The following is a 17,768-nucleotide window of genomic DNA, read 5'->3' on the forward strand; positions in this document are numbered from 1 at the left end:
AAGTGTTCGCAATTGATTGAAACTCAGGTGTATGCAAGGGTGTCAAAGCCCCGGAGGAACACCCTTTTCTGAACAGGACATAGAATGGAAACGGAGAAAGATACTGAAAAAGAGACAGAAAAAGAGTCTGAAATCTGGTATGCTATGCGTGCCACCTACCGCCGTGAGCCTGACGCCATGCGTCTTCTTGAAAAGGAGAATCTGGGCTGTTTCGTCCCCATGCAATACAAGATTAGCCTGAAGAAGGGCAGGAAAGTCCGTGCTTTGGTTCCTGTCGTCCATAATCTGCTATTTGTCCATGCCCGTCCTTCGGATGTGAAACGTGTGAAGTCTCGTGTCAGTTACCTGCAATACATCACCGATACCCGCAGCGGGCAGAAGATTATTATCCCGGATAGTGAGATGCAACGTTTCATTGCCGTAGCGGGTACCTATAACGACCATCTCCTGTATTTCCAGCCTGATGAACTGAACCTGTCGAAGGGCACGAAAGTCCGTGTCATCGGTGGTGACTTTGCGGGGCAGGAGGGTGTTTTCCTGAAGGTGAAGGGCGCCCGTGACCGCCGTGTGGTTGTCGAGATACAAGGCGTCATTGCCGTAGCCATGGCCACCATCCATCCGGACCTGATCGAAGTAATCAAATAATTGGCTGTTGATAATCAATGATTGCTCGTTGACAGTTGATAAATCATAAATCTGAAATCATAAATAAAAATAATTATGTCTCTTTCTGTAGAAACAGCTGCCCTTCAGCGTGCAGCGCATGAGCTGATGTATTTGGGCGTTGACGGGAGTCCCATCTATAGCGATGACTTGTCCCGTCGTAACGGTGAGGTCTACCGCCTGACTACGGCTTTGTATGATTCCGGTGTCAAAGGTTCTACCATTGAAGAACAGGCGAATGTCTGCCTTGCATTGCTAATGGGTTATAGTGCCTCGTTTATTGACCACGGTGAGAAACAGAAACATGTTCAGGAAGTGTTGGACCGTTGTTGGGATATCCTTGACGCTCTTCCTGCTTCACTATTAAAACTTCGTCTGCTTACTGCCTGCTATGGTGAAGTGTTTGACGAGCCTTTGGCTGATGAAGGTCGTGCTATTATTGCTTCCTGGGATTCAGTATCACTCACTACTGAACAACAGGAAGCTATTAAGGAGTTTCAGAATGTGATTGATAATCCCTACCCTTGGGAAGAAATGAAGGACTAGTTGGTATTGAAGAGGTAGAAGATTTAAATCAAAATGATAGCATGAATACAATCAAAATTTCAACTATAGGGCTGTCTGACGCCGTCTTTATCTCAATAGCTGATATGCTGAGGTTGTGAGGTGGTTGCTTTGAAAGTGGTTTAGCAGATGGAAACTGGTGGTGTAAGAATATGCCGTCCATGGCTATCGGAGTTAATATTGACTAAACTGTCTGATTTTTGAATTATAAAAGAAAAAACTCCTATGGATGAGTTTTTCTATATGATATGTCAAAATTAGACGCTAACTTACATATCATGAAACGTATTTTTTTTGTTTTGTTGGGCATTGCCCTATCGTTCTTTTCATTACATTCTCAAGAAAAACAATCCCCTTTTTCGTTTGCTTTGGAACTTTCCAGTAAGTATATGTGGAGGGGTATTGAGTATGGTACCGCTCCGGTGGCTTTCCCGATGCTGAGTTATAGTTATAAAGGTTTTAGTGCATATGCTTTGGGAGCATATGCGATTAACGGTAGTCATCAGGAGGTGGATTTAGGCTTGAGTTACAGCCATGAAAAATTCACTTTTGGTCTTTCTGATTATTATTATCCCTCTGCTGTGGGTGAAAAGGATTCTTATTTTCTGTTGAGTAACCGTACAACCGGTCATAGTGTAGAGGCTTACTTGACGTTGACTCCATTCAAGGTACCCTTATGGCTGACTTTATCAACGTATGTCTTTGGAGCAGATAAGAAACTCAATGGAGGACAGGCGTTTTCTTCGTATGCAGAGGCGGGTTACACTCATGCTTTTGATGATAATAATGCTTTGTCGCTTGCTGTCGGTGCAAATTTGAACAAAGGTTTTTATACGGACTATGAAAAAGGATTTAACGTGGTGAACATAACACTGAAATACACCACTAGTTTTACATTTGGAAAATTCAAACTTCCTGTCAGTGCTTCTTATATTCTAAATCCTTATAAAGAAAAGTCTTATTTTACTTTCTCGTTTTACTTTAATTTTTGATGAAGACAGCTGTTATTCTAGCAGCCCGAAAGGAACGGGATACGACCATTCCTTATCCGTTGCAATGTTATAATGTCGGTGAAAAAAAGCAGGAAAGTTTGCTTCACCGTACTGTTTCCTTACTACAAGAGATGGAGTTTGAAACTATTATTGTGGTGACAGGTTTTTGTGCGGAACTGTTTGCTCCCTTCAAAGGGAAAGGTGTTCAACTCGTGAACAACGGAAGATATGTCTATACCTCTTCCATGGCTTCGCTGGCTTTAGCGGCTCCTTATGTAAAAGAAGACTTTCTTTTGATAGAGAGTGATGTGTTATGCGAAAAACGGTTGCTGAAACAATTAGCTACCACTTCAAAAAAAAATTGTCTTACTTTAGTCAACGAATGTGGAAACGGAGATGAGGCATTAGTAGAAACTGACGGTGATTTTGTAGTGAAGATATCTAAAGATATTCATCAGTTGAATAGGATAGATGGTGAGATGGTTGGCATTTCTAAAATCTCTCTGGAAACGTATAAGAAGATGCTAGTGAAATGGGAGTTTAATTCGAATTTGAAATTAAATTACGAGTATCTTTTTTTGGACTGCACAGAGAAATATGAGCGGCAGTACATTAAAGTGGCTGACCTTGTTTGGTGCGAGGTGGATAATGCGGTTGACTTTGTTTATTTGAAAGATGTTTTTTATCCTAGATTGCGTCGTAAGGAAGATCCTTTTGACTATCAGAATATAATATCTCACATGAGAACTATATTTCCTGAACAAGATTTTGAATCAACCTTGTCGGTAGAACAAATTGGTGGTATGACCAACCGAAATTTCAAGATATCTTTTGATGGTAACAATTATGTGCTCAGGATTCCTGGTAATGGAACGGCGGGGATGGTCGAACGTGGTAATGAAGAGGTGAACACACTTCTTACATACCGTATGGGTGTCAGTCCGGAAATTTTATATTTCAATGAAAAAACCGGCATAAAATTGACTCGTTTCATTGACGGTGCGGAAACTTTGACTCCTGCTACCATTCAACGTTATGAACATATACTTCAGATAGCCGACATCTTTCGTACCCTTCATGGCTCTTCCGTACGCTTGAACAATGATTTCAATGTCTTTCGTGAAATTATATCCTACGAAAATCTTCTTGATAAAACAGGTGTTAAGATGTATGACGGTTATGAAAAGTACAGGAATAGGATATTCTGTTTGCAAGAACGCTTGAATGTGTTGGGAGTGGAACTGAGACCGTGCCATAATGATTTAGTGGCGGAAAATTTCATTAAAGACATCCGTGGCAAAATATTTCTGATAGACTGGGAGTATTCGGGAATGAATGATCCCATGTGGGATTTTGCAGCTTTATTCCTTGAATCTAATTTTACTGAAACCAATAAGACGCTTCTGTTGGAGCATTATCTGGGAGGTTCCGTCAATGATGTGTTGATTGAGAAGATTCTAATCTATCAGATATTAATGGATTTCTTATGGAGTATTTGGACTTGCATCAAGGAAGCTCAAGGGGATGATTTCGGGACGTATGGAATAGACCGATATAATCGTGCTATAAGTAATCTGGACCGACTTGTTCCTCCATCCATTTAATAGTAAACTTTAATTTTTATGTATGAAGTAAAACGGGCCATTGTTATGGCGGCTGGTTTAGGAAAACGACTGCATCCTGTAACCTTGCAGATTCCTAAACCTTTGGTTGAGGTGAACGGAGTTCGTATGATTGATACCATTATCAGAAGTCTCCGAAAAAACAATATCACTGAGATTTATGTAGTTGCAGGTTATTTGCAGGAGAAGTTTGCTTGTCTTGAGGAAGAATATCCCGGTCTCAAGATTATTTGTAACCCGTATTATGACACCTGTAATAATATCTCTTCTTTATATGTGGCGCGGGAATATTTGAAAGATGTTATCATATTAGATGGGGATCAGGTGATTTATAACTCGGATATTCTTTCTCCTCATTTTGAATGTTCCGGATATAACTGTGTTTGGACAGAGAAGCATACCCGAGAATGGTTGTTGTCTGTGAAAGAAGGTGTTGTCTGCTCATGCAGCAGAAGCGGAGGTGAGAAAGGTTGGCAATTGTTCAGTGTATCCAGATGGACAGCGGAAGATGGACAACGGCTGAAGCGGCATTTGGAATTTGAGTTTGAGGAAAAACATAACCGTCAGATATTCTGGGATGACATAGCCCTGTTCTGTTATCCGGACCAATATCGTCTGGGTATATATGAAATGCAGGCAGGGGATATCGTAGAGATAGACAGTCTTGAAGAGTTGGCAGTAATTGATACACACTACAAATTGAAAATATGAAAAATAGTTTGCAAATCAAAAACGGCAGCGTGGACTGGATGATTACCTTTCTTCCTTTTGGGGTGATAGTGGCGTTGTGTGTGTTGTTCTTTTTAAAGCCTGAACAGTCAAATGAAATTCTGGGTCAAATTCGCTTTTTCTTCGGAGACACTTTCGGAACTTATTACCTGATAATAGGTTTAGGCTTTTTCCTGATTTCTTTGTTTATAGCTCTTTCCAAATATGGAAACATAGTATTGGGAGGGAGGGAAGAGAAGCCGAAATTCTCGTTTTTCTCATGGGGAGCAATGATGTTCACTTGTGGATTGGCCGCTGACATATTGTTTTATTCCTTTGCAGAATGGGTGATGTATGCCGATAGTCCCCACATTGCAGAGTTGGGAAATTTTCAGGATTGGGCAGGAGTATTCCCTATCTATCATTGGAGCTTTATTCCCTGGAGCTTTTATCTCGTGCTTGCTGTCTCTTTTGGCTTTATGCTCCATGTACGTAAACGAGAAAGGCAGAAATTTTCCGAAGCCTGTCGTCCAATATTGGGAAAATATACTGATGGCATTTGGGGACGTATAATTGATCTCCTTGCGGTTTTTGCTTTGCTTGCAGGAACAGCAACGACCTTCAGTGTGGCCACACCGCTGATGGCAAGCATCATCAATGAACTTCTCGGCATCGACATAAGCCGTAGTCTGTGTACAATCATCATATTACTTCTTACGTGCATGTGTTACACTTATGCATTGCTGCATGGTTTTAAAGGTATCAGTATATTGGCAAAAGTTTGTATTTATATGTTTTTTGGTCTTTTGCTTTATGTCCTTCTCTTTGGCGGTCGTACGGGATATATCATTGATACAGGAGTGGAATCGCTTGGACGTGTTGTTCAAAATTTTATCGAAATGTCCACTTATACAGACCCGCTGCGTACCACGAATTTTCCCCAGGATTGGACTATCTATTATTGGGCTTACTGGATGGTGTGGTGTGTTGCCGCTCCATTTTTCATCGGCAGTATTTCCCGTGGTCGGACAATCCGCCAGATAATCTTTGGTGGCTATCTTTTCGGTGTTGGGTCAACTATTATAAGTTTTGTCGTTCTTGGTAACTATTCTATGGGATTGCAGGTGACAGGAATGGCAGACTTTATTTCCCTATATCAGCAAACAGGAGATTTATATGGTCTTATCATTTCTATTATAGACACTATTCCTTGTGTTCCCTTTGTGTTGATTTTAGTTGTGTTAACAATGATTGCCTTTTATGCCACATCGTTTGATTCGATAGCTTTGACAGCATCCTGTTACAGCTATCGGAAATTGAATAAAGGAGAATCTCCCCATAAACTTATCCAATTGTTGTGGTGTGTATTACTTATATTGTTGCCTATTGCGCTTGTCTTTGCAGACAGTTCGATGAGTAATCTCCAGACTGTAAGTATTGTTGCGGCATTCCCATTGGGGATTGTTATGGTGCTGATAATTGTGAGTTTTTTGAAGGATGCGGGAAGGTATTTGGAGGAGGAAAAGGATCGGAATTTGTGAAAATGGTAAATTCTAAAAAAAAGCACATACTATTCTGGGGATTCATAATCCTATTATATGTTTTTTTTCTGCTAAACATATTGAAGGGTATGTCTGATGAATTTGTTATTAGAATAAGTGTGGTTAGTTCACTAACTCTATTAATTCTTCTGATAAGAAGTACGTATGCATATACTTCCACTCTACTGACACCGGGATTAATATTTTTAAGTTCATTCTATCTATTCCAAAACGGTCAAATCTTACTTTATAGTTTAAGTGTGGATTTTAATACTTTCTATATTAATAAGTTTGGTGCCAGAATAGTAGAGGCTTCCATTTTTTCCTCTATTAGTAATGTGATAGCTGCTTATGCATATTTTATTAAATCCCGCAAGTCTAACGATGCAAGACGGATATCTAAGATAGACTATTTAGATAGGAACTCGATTGCTATACTGGCTTATAAAAGTTTTTGGATAATGGGGGCTGTCGCAATTCCTTTGATTATTGTGAAATTCGGAGTTTCATTGAAAGGAGGATATCAAGCAGTAAGAAGTTTAGAAGGAGGCATCCCACAAATAATTAGTTTTGTTGAATATCTATTTCCTCTTTTTGCATTTTTATCGCTTATATACTGTTCGGAAAAGAAAGTCAAAGTTACGAGAATGTTTTTTATCATTTGGTTACTATTGACGTCAATGTGTGGAGATAGAACCACAGGTCTCAGTGGCTTATTACTTGTCTTTTTTTTGAACTACAAGTTTTCTTCAAGTCAAGGGAAGACAAAAAGTGCCTTTATTAAACTAATTGTAGCGGCATTCTTATTGTTATTGATGATTAGGATTGCTGGTAGCTATAGAAGTAATGCGTCAATTTCCGATGCAAATTTTGAGAATTCTCTTGTTGTAGACGTGGTTTCTGAATTAGGTTTTAGTGTTGTTCCACTACTTAATATAATGGAGATTTGTCCGAGTACTGTATCAATTCAATATGGTTATGAGTATCTGCTATCATTTATAGGAGGGTGTATTCCGACTTTTTTAGATCCTACAGGAACTGTAAAAACTATTAATGGAATGTCGCGCAGCTTTGAAGATTTCCAATCTCTATATTTAAATTTTGACAGTTTCGGATTTGGATGGTCTTTGAATGCTGATGCATATTATAATTTTGGATGGTATGGATTAATATCTATATTCTTTATCTGCTTAATAATATTTCATTATTTAGGTAATGCTAGTTTTAAAAATGTATCAAAAGATTTCTATTTGTATGAAGTTTGTGTTTTGCTTTTTATGTGGATAACATTGCCACGTAGAGATTCATATTATTTATGGAAAGCCATAGTGTATTGTGTGGTATTTATGCAATTTTATATCACTATTTTCACAAAGAAAAGGGTATAATATGGATACAAGATCAAGAACATATAATTCGATTTCAAATAGTATCTATGGTATACTTTGCAGTACCGTAACTGTATTTCTAAATTTCTTTGTACGCATCGTTCTTGTGCGTGAACTGGGAGAAGAAATTAACGGATTGCATAATCTATTTCAAAGCATTACAAGTGTTATGCTTTTAATGGAGATGGGAATCAGTTCTGCAATGATTATCCATCTTTATGCACCAATCAAGAACCACGACATTGAGGAAATAAAGGGGATAATGGGCTTTTATAAGAAGGTATATTTATACCTTGCAATAGCTTTTACAACAGTAAGTATTCTTGTAAGTATATTCCTGATAAATAAGCTTGTTACGTCATCACTTCCGCTCAATACTGTAAGAATCTATTTTTTACTATTTGCACTTTCTTTTGCATTTAATTATTTGACTCAGTATAAACGAAGCATCCTTTTTGCAGAACAGAAGAATAGAATCAGTATAGGCATTACAGCAATCTGTGAAGTCTTATTTCGTTCACTTCAGATTGTGTTTTTACTTGTATGGCATCAGTATATTACATTTCTTATCATTACAATTATTGAAAAACTAGCTTCTAATTTTGTTGCAATTCATTATATTAACAAATATCACCCTTATTTGAATGATGGAATGTTGCAAGAATTGCCTTTCCAAAAGAAGCTTGCTATTTTTAATACGGTTAAACCCCTGATGGTGTTTCAGGTTGCGAATACTGTACAGAATGCATCCAAAGGTATTCTCATCAGTATTCTCCTGGGAAATGTAGCTATAGTAGGCTACTATGGAAATTACCAACTTGTGATAAGTATGGTCGAAATGATTTACGCACAATTTGGAGGTGCTTTTACAACAAGTTTTGGTAATCTTTCAGTTGATGGTACATCTGAGCACAAACGTAGAATCTATTTTAAATCAGCATTCATTATGAACTGGATCGCCGCCATTATGTGTGCAGGATTTATAGCATGTATTCAAGATTTCATATACCTTGTATTTGGTGATCACTTTGTTCTTGAATTTATGAGTGTATTAATATTAACAGTCAATATGATGGTTTACCTACTAAATATTCCTGTTATCAGCATACAGAATGCCATGGGTTTACATAATCTGGATGTAAAATGGATGATTCTACAGGCTATCACAGCAATAGTGCTTGGTTATGTTGGTGGAATATTGTTGGGTATGACGGGCATATTTGTTGGTCTTCTTATACCATTAGTCGTTTTTACTTTAATTCGAAAAGGAATTGTTGTCAACAAGAGGGCTCTTGATATGGAGGCAAAGTCGTATTTATTATTTATTTGTAAAGAAATAATAAAGATAACCCTTTCTGTTGTCTTTACTATTTGGTTATGTGAATTCATTAAGATGCAGCCATCAGTACTTTGTATTATTCTGAAGGGTATGATTGCATTAGTTGTGGGGATATTTACACCTGTTTTGTTTTCTTTTAAAAGTGAAGAATTTTTGGAAACAGTTGGTTTGATAAAGAAAGTTTTGAAAATTAAATAAGAATTATAAATGAAAAGACTTATATCATGTGCGAGCTACTATGGTAGCGGTTCTAGTGCCATAATTGACTTGATTGGTGAATATAAACACGTGAAGTCATTAACAAACTACGAATTCCGTTTTATTCAAGATATTGATGGACTTATGGATTTAGAGTATCATCTTGTCCAAAATCCCAATCGACATAATTCAGGCCATGCATTAAAACGCTTTTGGAATTTATCCAAGTTTAATGCTGGCAATAACTTCGACAAGCGTTATTCGCGTTTTTTAGGCAGATCCTATTTAGACTTAACTAAAGATTATGTAGATGCATTAACCGATTATAAATATAAGGGATATTGGTTTATGGATCTTTACGAAAAGGGAGTAATATATTATTATGTGAAAAGTATTATCGGTAAGATTATGTGCAGGCTGCATCTGCCATATAAGAAGATGCCGAATGAAATTACTTATTGTTCTCATCCAACTGAAAACAGATTCTTGGAATTAACGAGGAAATATATTCAAAGCATAATAGAAGCTGCGAATCCGGAAGATTATGACTATCTGTTGATGGATCAGTTGACGCCGTCAAGTAATATCAATAAATGTCTTCGCTATTTTGATGAAAGTATAAGAACAATCGTTGTAGACAGAGATCCAAGGGACATTTTTGTTGTAGCTAAAACAGTATGGAAGAGCGGAATTGTTCCTTCAAATGTTGAAGATTTTTGTAAATGGTATGCTTTTACGCACGGTTGTGCAAAAGGTCAAGAAGTTGATAGAACGAAGGTACTTCATATACATTTTGAGGATTTGATTTATAAATATGATGAAACCGTTTCTGTGATTGAATCTTTTATTGGTATTAGTCCGGCAGATCATGAGAATCAGTTTAAGGGTATGAATCCACGAAGGTCTTTCTATAATACAAATATGTTTGCTTCATATAAGCATCAAGAGGATATAAGATATATTGAGAGGTGCTTGTCTGAATACCTGTATGATTTTGAAGCTGTCAAGAATTTAGCAATAAAGGGTGTTACCCCCAACAGTAACAAACGTTTCTAATCTGTGCATATTGAATCATGAGAAAAAAGAAAATTTGCATGATGTATAATCACTTTCAATTACAAGATGGGGTTAACAGATCTGCAATGGCAATTGCAAATGAACTTGCCAAACGAAATGATGTGGAAATTACTCTGATCCCTATCTTTAAATTTGATAAGGAATGTTTTCGTTATTTGGACAAACAAGTTGTAGTTAAACCCGTATTTCGTACCTATTTTAGAGGGTTTACGAAGATTGTGTCTAAAATTCCATCCAAATTGATGTATAACATTTGGATTTCTGACAAATATGATGTGAACATTGCTTTTCAGTATGGCCATTCCATGCGTATAGTTTCCAGCGGTGTAAATACCAAACACAAGTCTATTGCTTGGATGCATTGCTATGATGAAGGATTATTATATAAGCGAGAATACGAAAAAATAGGAAACGTAGTCTGTGTTTCTCAATGTAATGCAGGAAGATTAAGGAAAGAGTTACCCACCATTAATGTTGATTACAATTATAATCCTATTGACAACAACTCAGTGAGAGAGCAAGGTAGACAACCGATACCGCAACAAAGACCTGTTTGCACTCTTTTTGTATCTGTTGCAAGGATGAGTCCGGAAAAGGGATATGATAACTTATTGCAGTGTGTTTCACGTTTGAAGCAAGATGGATATATTTTTCATTTGTGGTTAGTTGGTGATGGTCCTATTTTGAGAAATTTAATAGAGAAAGCGAAAAAATTGCAGATTGAGAAATTTGTAACGTTTTGGGGACAACAATTAAATCCTCATGCATTTGTATCGAAAGCAGATGTATATATATGCTCATCCACAGTAGAAGGGTATAGTACAGCCTGTACCGAGGCTATAATGCAAGAGGTTCCAGTTTTGACGACAAATTGTAGTGGAGGAGAAGAAATGATAAAAGAGTCTGAGTGTGGCTTGCTTTTTGGAATGGATGAAGAATCTATATATTCTGCTATGAAATCAGTTCTTGATAATCCAACTATTATTAACGATTGGAAACAAACGTTAAAGGTTACAAGAGAACGTTTTTCACCTAACTATCGTTTTAAACGATTTTTGAAAATTGTGGAATTAGAATAGGTAGGATACTATGTTACAAAATGAATTATTATTCAGTATTATAGTACCCATTTATGGGGTAGAGTATTATTTACCTAAATGTGTAGATAGCTTATTATGCCAATCATATACTAATATCGAAATTATACTTGTTGACGATGGCTCTGAGGACAAATGTGCTGAAATGTGCGATCAGTATGCAAATATTGATAAACGAATCATAGTTGTTCACAAATCAAATGGGGGACTTGTTAGTGCAAGACAGGCCGGTGTAGCTGTTTCTAAAGGCGAGTTCGTTGTGTGCGTTGATGGGGATGACTGGGTAGATAACGACTATATAGAAACTTTCGCTGCTGCAGCTAAGACCTATAATCCAGATGTAATTGTTTGTGGAAGCAAATACTCCTGGGATGAAAAAGAAATAATAAAACCTTGTAATCTCTCTGCAGGTTACTACAACAGGACAAAGATGGAAACAGATATATTTCCTGCTTTAATTCACACAAGGAATGGTAAAAATGGATTTCAAGGTCAATTATGGGCCAAAGCCTTTCGTAGAGAGATATATCAAAAACAACAACTACTGGTAGATGTTGTTGTGAATATGGGAGAAGATCGTGCTTGCACAATACCTACTGTTTTCAATTCTCAATCTATATATGTATGTGAGTCTAATGGCTACCATTATAGACAAATTGGAACTTCGATGACAAAAACGAAGAAACCATTAAGAAAAGATGGTCCCGAAATAATTCACAGACATCTTTGCAATGCTCTTGATATGAATCAATATGGGTTGATGGAACAAATGTACCGTGCTACGTGCCACTCCTTATTTAATGTGTGTAAAACACAATTTTACGGAAAAGAAGGATATTGGAAAACCTGTCGCAGAATTAAGAATATCCTTGAAACTCCTATATATAAAGAGTCTATACGAAAGGCTCGTTTTAAAGGCTCTATAACATTAAATCTTATGCTGTTTTCATTAAGACATCAAATCATATTTTTGATGTATCTGTATTCTAAAATCTAAGTACAGATGATAAAAGTAATAACATACGGAACGTACGATCTTCTGCACCAAGGTCACATAAACCTACTGCGTAAAGCGAAGGAGCTTGGTGATTATCTTATCGTAGGAGTTACAAGTGACAGTTTTGATCGGGGGAGAGGGAAACTCAATGTGCGTAATAATGTGCTGGAACGTGTTGAGGCGGTCAAGGCTACAGGATATGCAGATGAAGTCATCATAGAGGACTATATTGGTCAGAAAATAGATGATATTCAGAAATATAATGTGGACATTTTTGCTATAGGATCGGATTGGGAAGGAAAATTTGATTATTTGAATGAATTTACTAAAGTAATTTATCTTCCTCGTACAGAGGGTATTAGTAGTACCATGCTTCGTGCAGAATCCACTATTGATGTAAAAGTCGGTATTATCGGATGTGGACGCGTGGCAAGTCGTTTTCCTTCTGAGGCTATTGTTGTGAGCGGTGTTAAAGTGATTGGGGCTTATGACATAAATTTTGAAGCCTCACGCTCTTTATCAACTGGTGATGATAATATTACTGCATATACTAATATTGGAGAATTGTATGATTCGGTAGACGCAGTATATATTGCAACGCCACATCTCTCACATTATAGATATGTGAAACAGGCTATTGAAGCAGGTAAGCATGTTTTGATTGAAACTCCCATGGTACTTAATGGAGTACAAGCAAGAGAATTGTTTGGAATGGCAGAGCGAAAAGGTGTCATTTTGATGGAAGCAAATAAAACTGCTCATTGTCCGGCGTTCAATCATTTAATGGTAATGATTAAATCTGGTATTATTGGAGAAGTTGTGGATGTGGAGGCCTCACTCTCTAAACTATGGGATGATGACATGTCACTTCGAGAATTTGATCCCCAACAGGCCGGAGGTTCTTTATATGAATTAGGAAGTTATCCACTGCTTCCGATTATCAAACTTTTAGGCGTTGATTATCAGAACTTGAATCTTTATTCACGGATGGAAGACGGCATTGACATCTATACTAAAGGTGTTTTTCGTTATCCTAAGGCAGTTTGCTCTTTTAAAGTAGGATTGGGAGTAAAGACAGAAGGTAATTTGGTTGTTTCTGGCACCAAAGGATATGTATATGTTCCCAGTCCTTGGTGGAAGACTGATTATTTTGAGATTCGTTACGAAGATCAGAATGAAAATAAAAAATTTTTCTATAAATGGGATGGTGCTGGCCTGCGTTATGAGATACAGGAGTTTATTTCTTGTATTCTCAACCGGCGTTTCTCTTCAACTCGGTTGAGAAGAAGAGAAAGTATCTGTATGGCTGACATTATGCAACAGTTTATGGAACGAAAAAATTTTATAGAAATATGAAGAATGCGATAGTAACAGGTGGCACGAAAGGTATAGGATTGGCCATATCGAAGATGCTTTTACAGGAGGATTTCTTTGTAACAATCACTTATGCGCAAAATAGTTTGGCGGCTGAATCATGTCGAGAGAGTTTAAATAGTATATCAGAGAATTATGAAATCGTAAAGGCAGACCAGAGTTCAAAGTTGGAAATGCAGGCTTTTGTCAATCACATATTAACAACTAAGAAATCAGTGGATTGTTTGGTTTGCAATGCTGGTGCCACATTGCGAAAGTCATTGCTGGAAACCAGTAATGAAGACTGGGAGAATACTATGCTGGTAAATGTAAATAGTAACGTATATTTGATACGTGATTTATATTCTTTAATTCCGCATAGTTCTAGAATTATTTTTATAGGTTCGCTTATGGCGATACACCCACATAGTACTTCTTTGGCTTATGGCGTAACGAAAAGTGCACTTCACGCTTTAGCTAAAAATTTAGTAAAATCATTCGAAGATACAGGAACCACTGTCAATGTAATTGCTCCGGGATTTGTGGAAACAGAATGGCAGAAAGGTAAGCCACAGTATATAAGAAATAGTATTTACGGAAAAACCGCAATAAAAAGATTTGCAGATGTGGAAGAAATTGCTGATGCCGTTAAATTTTGTATTCATAATGCATTCTTGAATGGTAGTGTAATAGAAATAAGTGGGGGATATTCATATACATAAATAGCTGTTTATTACTATGTATAAGTTGAAACTATTCTGATGAGTATAAAAAGACGATTATTCTATATTGTAAAGTATTCTTTTGTAGTTTATAGTGTCTACTATGTAGTAGGAACATTATTTTTACGTCTATTAAAGTTTTTCATCAAACCTGATGATAAGTTGATACTCTTTTCGTCTTTTGGTGGAAGAAAATTTGATGATAGCCCAAAGACTCTTTATGAATTGATGCTTAAAGATAAGCGATTTGGTGATTATAAATTAATATGGGCTTTCACTAATCCCGATGAAGTGGAATTAAGTGAGGATAGAAAAATAAAGTGCGACACGTTAAACTATTATGTGACCGCTTTGAAGGCAAGAGTATGGATTACGAACAGTTCCATTGAGCGAGGTCTGTCTTTTAAAGGGAAAAACACTTTTTATTTTAATACTTGGCACGGCACTCCTTTAAAAAAGATGGGTGCGGATATTTCTGCTGATAATCAATCGTTTAAGGGGAAAACTAAAAACCGCTGTGATGTATTCTTGGTACAGGGGGAGTATGAAGCGGATATATTTTCTCGGGTATTTACTATAGAACGGGAGAAAATCCGTTTAATTGGTTTACCTCGTAATGACATTTTGATACAATATACAAATAAGTATCAATTGGAGTTGAGAGAGAAACTAGGCATCCCTGTTGGGAAAAAAGTTATTCTTTATGCACCCACATTCCGAGAGTATGAAAAGACAGAGGACTTGGAATGTAAACTTACCGTTCCAATAAATTTGGAATATTGGAAAGAGCGTCTTGGAATGGATTATGTCTTGTTGTTTAGAGCGCACTATGAGGTAGCCAAAAGTATGGAAATAACTGATGATGATTTTGTGCGAGAGATGTCTGCATATCCTCAATTGGAGGATTTGATGATTGTTTCTGATATGCTTGTGTCTGACTATTCAAGCATTTTCTTTGACTATTCAGTGATGCATAAACCTATGTATTGTTTTGCATATGATTATGAGCGTTATGCAAGCGAACGGGGAATGTATTTTGATATACGCGATTATATTTCTGCTACAGATAATGAAGTAGATTTATTATCAATGTTAACGAAAGGAAATGATTTTGAAGCACAGGAAAAATCTAATGTTTTTCAAAAAAAATATGTGACAGCATATGGTCTGGCTACTAAACTGTCAATAGATATTATAGCAAAGGAAATAGGATTATTTGTTAGCGTCCCCAAACGACATATGTGAAGGAATTCTTCAAACAGATAGTGTTTGATTATACCTATTATGAAAATTTATTGCCGATGACCATTGGAATAACCAATAATAGACATTAAAAAAACAATCTTGATTTTGACAATTTTTATAATGAAGCCGCTTAAATGCGGGTTTCATTATAAGACATGTCAAAATTAGACGCTAATTGTATATAGAGAGAAACTGCTTGCATGAAACATAAAATATGGCAATTGAATTGTGAATAAGAATATCCTTCATGTGGTGAACATTTATTTTGTTCTTCCATATTTCATTGGAGACCAGTTTAAGTATTTCAAGGAAAAAGGCTACAATATGAATGTGGTCTGTAGTCCCAGTGAATATTTGTCAGATTATGCCCAAAAACAGGGGTTTGAATATATAGAATCTCCTGTTAATCGGAATATTAGCATTAGTCAGGATTTTGTTTCTATCCGAAATATCTGCAAGTTTGTCAAGAAGCAAAAAATTGATATTGTTGTAGGCCATACTCCAAAAGGAGGTTTACTAGCTATGATAGCCGGTTGGTTAATGCGTGTGCCTATCCGAATTTATGTGCGTCATGGCTTGGTTTATGAGACCAGTAAAGGATTAAAGCGTTTCATATTGATGTCCGTGGATAGGTTGGCTTCTTTCTGTTCTACCAAAGTGGTATGTGTGAGTCCTTCTGTTCTTCGTAAAAGCATTGAGGATCATTTGGCTCCCGCAAAGAAGCAAATGATTTGGCATAAGGGTACTTGCAATGGGATAGATACGTTGAATCACTTTAATCCTGCTGTGATTGTTCCGGCAAGACTTGCAGATTTGAAAGCGAGGTATGGCATTGGGGAAGAAGATTTTGTAATTGGCTATTCCGGTCGTTTGGTCAGGGATAAAGGTATTATAGAATTAGTCCGTGCGTTCGATAAATTGCAGCTAGCTGATAATTGTAAATTGTTACTTGTAGGTATGTTTGAGAAACGTGATGCATTACCCGAAGACATACAAGAACGTATTTTGAATGATTCTCGAATTATTTATACCGGTTTTATTAATGGTGGCATGGAGTATTTTTATTCAATGATGGATATATATGTGCTTGCTTCTTATCGTGAAGGTTTTCCTACCGGGGTATTGGAAGCTCAGGCGATGGAAAAGCCTGTCATTACGACGCGTGTCACTGGTTGTTGTGATTCTATTATTGATGGAAGAACTGGTTTTTTTGTCAATAACACTGCAGAGGATATTGCGGAAAAAATTGATAAAATTCGTTTGGATAAAGCTATTGATGGTTGTGAAGGGCGTAAGTGGGTGATAGAAAACTTTGATAGTCGGTTGGTTTGGAAAGAGATAGAGAAATTGTATGTCTAAGTTGGGGCGGCGTATGATATAAAGTTTGTGAGAAAATTATATCTTAAATCACAAGTTACGGAATAATTATTAGGATAATCCAATATTGGAAATTACCTTTGTAAAAAATGTATTGAGATATGGGTAAATCTAAAGTATATAAGAAACAAGAACCGGTACAGCAGAAAGCAAGTGAATCTTTTGCTGCTTATTCAAAAATAGATTCTAACATTCTCACGAAAGAACGGAACAATATAGAATCTGCAATCTCGGGTAAAGAATTATTGGATAGACTTCGTCCTCGTATAAAAGCTTTGTTCAAATGAAAGTTGTATTTGCACCTGAAGTTGAAGAGGATTTATATGAACTTATAGAAGTGCTTATTGAAAAAGAATACTTAGGGACTTATCCTTTTGCTATTTCTTATGTAGAGGACTTAATCTCTGATATTCAACGAAACATAAACTCTAAATTAAAGAAAAAAGCTCCCGCTTTTTTTGAACGATATGGTAAGGATATGCAATATATTACTTATCAAAGGAATGCAAATACTACTTGGTATATTTTCTTTTCAATTGTAGAAGATACTTATTTTATTAAGTATATTACTAATAATCACGTTTCCAGTCAGTATATTTTATAGACTATTTTCATGAATATTCTAATTACGGGAATTCACGGTTTTGTGGGTTCCAATCTTGTTGTTGCCTTAAAGAATCATCATGTTCTTTATGGTTTAGACATTATTGCTCCGGAAAAGGAAGGGGTGGTGAAAACTTTTGCTTGGAAAGATATTGAAACAACTTCTTTTCCTATGCAGCAATTACCCCAGTTTGATGCCATCATTCATCTGGCCGGTAAAGCTCATGATACAAAGAATCAATCTGAGGCACAGGTGTATTTTGATATCAATACAGGACTGAC

General features: G+C 36.6%; 18 protein-coding genes. All 18 read left to right on the forward strand.

Annotation, left to right across the window (positions count from 1 at the left end):
* Nucleotides 1-84: 84 nt before the first annotated feature.
* A complete protein-coding gene (locus tag BUC01_RS23765; protein WP_073315111.1) occupies nt 85-645 on the forward strand; it encodes a UpxY family transcription antiterminator in 561 nt (186 codons plus the stop codon).
* A gap of 75 nt (nt 646-720) precedes the next feature.
* A complete protein-coding gene (locus tag BUC01_RS23770) occupies nt 721-1,209 on the forward strand; it encodes a UpxZ family transcription anti-terminator antagonist (RefSeq protein WP_025835113.1) in 489 nt (162 codons plus the stop codon).
* A 296-nt stretch (nt 1,210-1,505) separates the two neighbouring features.
* Complete coding sequence (locus BUC01_RS23775) at nt 1,506-2,219, forward strand: TorF family putative porin (protein WP_139261913.1); 714 nt, start codon at nt 1,506-1,508, stop codon at nt 2,217-2,219.
* Nucleotides 2,219-3,823 carry a phosphotransferase gene (locus tag BUC01_RS23780; protein WP_073315117.1) on the forward strand — a complete coding sequence of 535 codons (1,605 nt, stop codon included), beginning with the start codon at nt 2,219-2,221 and terminating at the stop codon, nt 3,821-3,823. The genes BUC01_RS23775 and BUC01_RS23780 overlap by 1 nt, the downstream gene beginning before the upstream one ends.
* A gap of 18 nt (nt 3,824-3,841) precedes the next feature.
* Nucleotides 3,842-4,552 carry an NTP transferase domain-containing protein gene (locus BUC01_RS23785; RefSeq protein WP_025835109.1) on the forward strand — a complete coding sequence of 237 codons (711 nt, stop codon included), beginning with the start codon at nt 3,842-3,844 and terminating at the stop codon, nt 4,550-4,552.
* Nucleotides 4,549-6,090 (forward strand): BCCT family transporter, encoded by a 1,542-nt coding sequence (locus tag BUC01_RS23790; protein WP_025835107.1) that lies wholly within the window; start codon nt 4,549-4,551, stop codon nt 6,088-6,090. The genes BUC01_RS23785 and BUC01_RS23790 overlap by 4 nt, the downstream gene beginning before the upstream one ends.
* Nucleotides 6,091-6,092: 2 nt before the next feature.
* Entirely contained in the window at nt 6,093-7,478 is a 1,386-nt protein-coding gene (gene wzy, locus BUC01_RS23795; protein ID WP_034524714.1) for an O-antigen polysaccharide polymerase Wzy, read from the forward strand.
* 1 nt (nt 7,479) lies between these two features.
* Entirely contained in the window at nt 7,480-9,015 is a 1,536-nt protein-coding gene (locus tag BUC01_RS23800; protein ID WP_025835104.1) for a lipopolysaccharide biosynthesis protein, read from the forward strand.
* 9 nt (nt 9,016-9,024) lie between these two features.
* Nucleotides 9,025-10,071 carry a hypothetical protein gene (locus tag BUC01_RS23805; protein WP_025835103.1) on the forward strand — a complete coding sequence of 349 codons (1,047 nt, stop codon included), beginning with the start codon at nt 9,025-9,027 and terminating at the stop codon, nt 10,069-10,071.
* A 38-nt stretch (nt 10,072-10,109) separates the two neighbouring features.
* Nucleotides 10,110-11,171 (forward strand): glycosyltransferase, encoded by a 1,062-nt coding sequence (locus BUC01_RS23810; protein ID WP_025835102.1) that lies wholly within the window; start codon nt 10,110-10,112, stop codon nt 11,169-11,171.
* A 10-nt stretch (nt 11,172-11,181) separates the two neighbouring features.
* Nucleotides 11,182-12,186: a glycosyltransferase family 2 protein gene (locus tag BUC01_RS23815; RefSeq protein WP_025835101.1), complete on the forward strand. Its 1,005-nt coding sequence runs from the start codon at nt 11,182-11,184 to the stop codon at nt 12,184-12,186.
* A gap of 6 nt (nt 12,187-12,192) precedes the next feature.
* Nucleotides 12,193-13,542: a Gfo/Idh/MocA family oxidoreductase gene (locus tag BUC01_RS23820; RefSeq protein WP_073315113.1), complete on the forward strand. Its 1,350-nt coding sequence runs from the start codon at nt 12,193-12,195 to the stop codon at nt 13,540-13,542.
* On the forward strand, nt 13,539-14,261 hold the full coding sequence (locus tag BUC01_RS23825; protein ID WP_025835100.1) for an SDR family NAD(P)-dependent oxidoreductase: 723 nt from the start codon (nt 13,539-13,541) through the stop codon (nt 14,259-14,261). The genes BUC01_RS23820 and BUC01_RS23825 overlap by 4 nt, the downstream gene beginning before the upstream one ends.
* A gap of 39 nt (nt 14,262-14,300) precedes the next feature.
* Nucleotides 14,301-15,506, forward strand: a complete 1,206-nt coding sequence (locus tag BUC01_RS23830; RefSeq protein ID WP_073315115.1) for a CDP-glycerol glycerophosphotransferase family protein — start codon at nt 14,301-14,303, stop codon at nt 15,504-15,506.
* A 228-nt stretch (nt 15,507-15,734) separates the two neighbouring features.
* A complete protein-coding gene (locus BUC01_RS23835) occupies nt 15,735-16,865 on the forward strand; it encodes a glycosyltransferase family 4 protein (RefSeq protein WP_025835098.1) in 1,131 nt (376 codons plus the stop codon).
* A gap of 119 nt (nt 16,866-16,984) precedes the next feature.
* Nucleotides 16,985-17,170, forward strand: coding sequence for a hypothetical protein (locus BUC01_RS23840; RefSeq protein ID WP_025835097.1), 186 nt, complete (start codon nt 16,985-16,987; stop codon nt 17,168-17,170).
* Complete coding sequence (locus BUC01_RS23845; protein WP_025835096.1) at nt 17,167-17,487, forward strand: hypothetical protein; 321 nt, start codon at nt 17,167-17,169, stop codon at nt 17,485-17,487. Before BUC01_RS23840 ends, BUC01_RS23845 begins: the two co-directional genes overlap by 4 nt.
* Before the next feature lie 9 nt (nt 17,488-17,496).
* On the forward strand, nt 17,497-17,768 hold a 272-nt coding region (locus BUC01_RS23850), incomplete at its 3' end, for an NAD-dependent epimerase/dehydratase family protein (protein ID WP_139261914.1).

The organism is Bacteroides stercorirosoris, assembly GCF_900142015.1.
Taxonomy (GTDB): domain Bacteria; phylum Bacteroidota; class Bacteroidia; order Bacteroidales; family Bacteroidaceae; genus Bacteroides; species Bacteroides stercorirosoris.

Coding starts and splice junctions, on each gene's coding strand:
- BUC01_RS23765 (WP_073315111.1), top strand. CDS start 85: ATGGAAACGGAGAAAGATACTGAAAAAGAGACAGAAAAAGAGTCTGAA.
- BUC01_RS23770 (WP_025835113.1), top strand. CDS start 721: ATGTCTCTTTCTGTAGAAACAGCTGCCCTTCAGCGTGCAGCGCATGAG.
- BUC01_RS23775 (WP_139261913.1), top strand. CDS start 1,506: ATGAAACGTATTTTTTTTGTTTTGTTGGGCATTGCCCTATCGTTCTTT.
- BUC01_RS23780 (WP_073315117.1), top strand. CDS start 2,219: ATGAAGACAGCTGTTATTCTAGCAGCCCGAAAGGAACGGGATACGACC.
- BUC01_RS23785 (WP_025835109.1), top strand. CDS start 3,842: ATGTATGAAGTAAAACGGGCCATTGTTATGGCGGCTGGTTTAGGAAAA.
- BUC01_RS23790 (WP_025835107.1), top strand. CDS start 4,549: ATGAAAAATAGTTTGCAAATCAAAAACGGCAGCGTGGACTGGATGATT.
- wzy (WP_034524714.1), top strand. CDS start 6,093: ATGGTAAATTCTAAAAAAAAGCACATACTATTCTGGGGATTCATAATC.
- BUC01_RS23800 (WP_025835104.1), top strand. CDS start 7,480: ATGGATACAAGATCAAGAACATATAATTCGATTTCAAATAGTATCTAT.
- BUC01_RS23805 (WP_025835103.1), top strand. CDS start 9,025: ATGAAAAGACTTATATCATGTGCGAGCTACTATGGTAGCGGTTCTAGT.
- BUC01_RS23810 (WP_025835102.1), top strand. CDS start 10,110: ATGATGTATAATCACTTTCAATTACAAGATGGGGTTAACAGATCTGCA.
- BUC01_RS23815 (WP_025835101.1), top strand. CDS start 11,182: ATGTTACAAAATGAATTATTATTCAGTATTATAGTACCCATTTATGGG.
- BUC01_RS23820 (WP_073315113.1), top strand. CDS start 12,193: ATGATAAAAGTAATAACATACGGAACGTACGATCTTCTGCACCAAGGT.
- BUC01_RS23825 (WP_025835100.1), top strand. CDS start 13,539: ATGAAGAATGCGATAGTAACAGGTGGCACGAAAGGTATAGGATTGGCC.
- BUC01_RS23830 (WP_073315115.1), top strand. CDS start 14,301: ATGAGTATAAAAAGACGATTATTCTATATTGTAAAGTATTCTTTTGTA.
- BUC01_RS23840 (WP_025835097.1), top strand. CDS start 16,985: ATGGGTAAATCTAAAGTATATAAGAAACAAGAACCGGTACAGCAGAAA.
- BUC01_RS23845 (WP_025835096.1), top strand. CDS start 17,167: ATGAAAGTTGTATTTGCACCTGAAGTTGAAGAGGATTTATATGAACTT.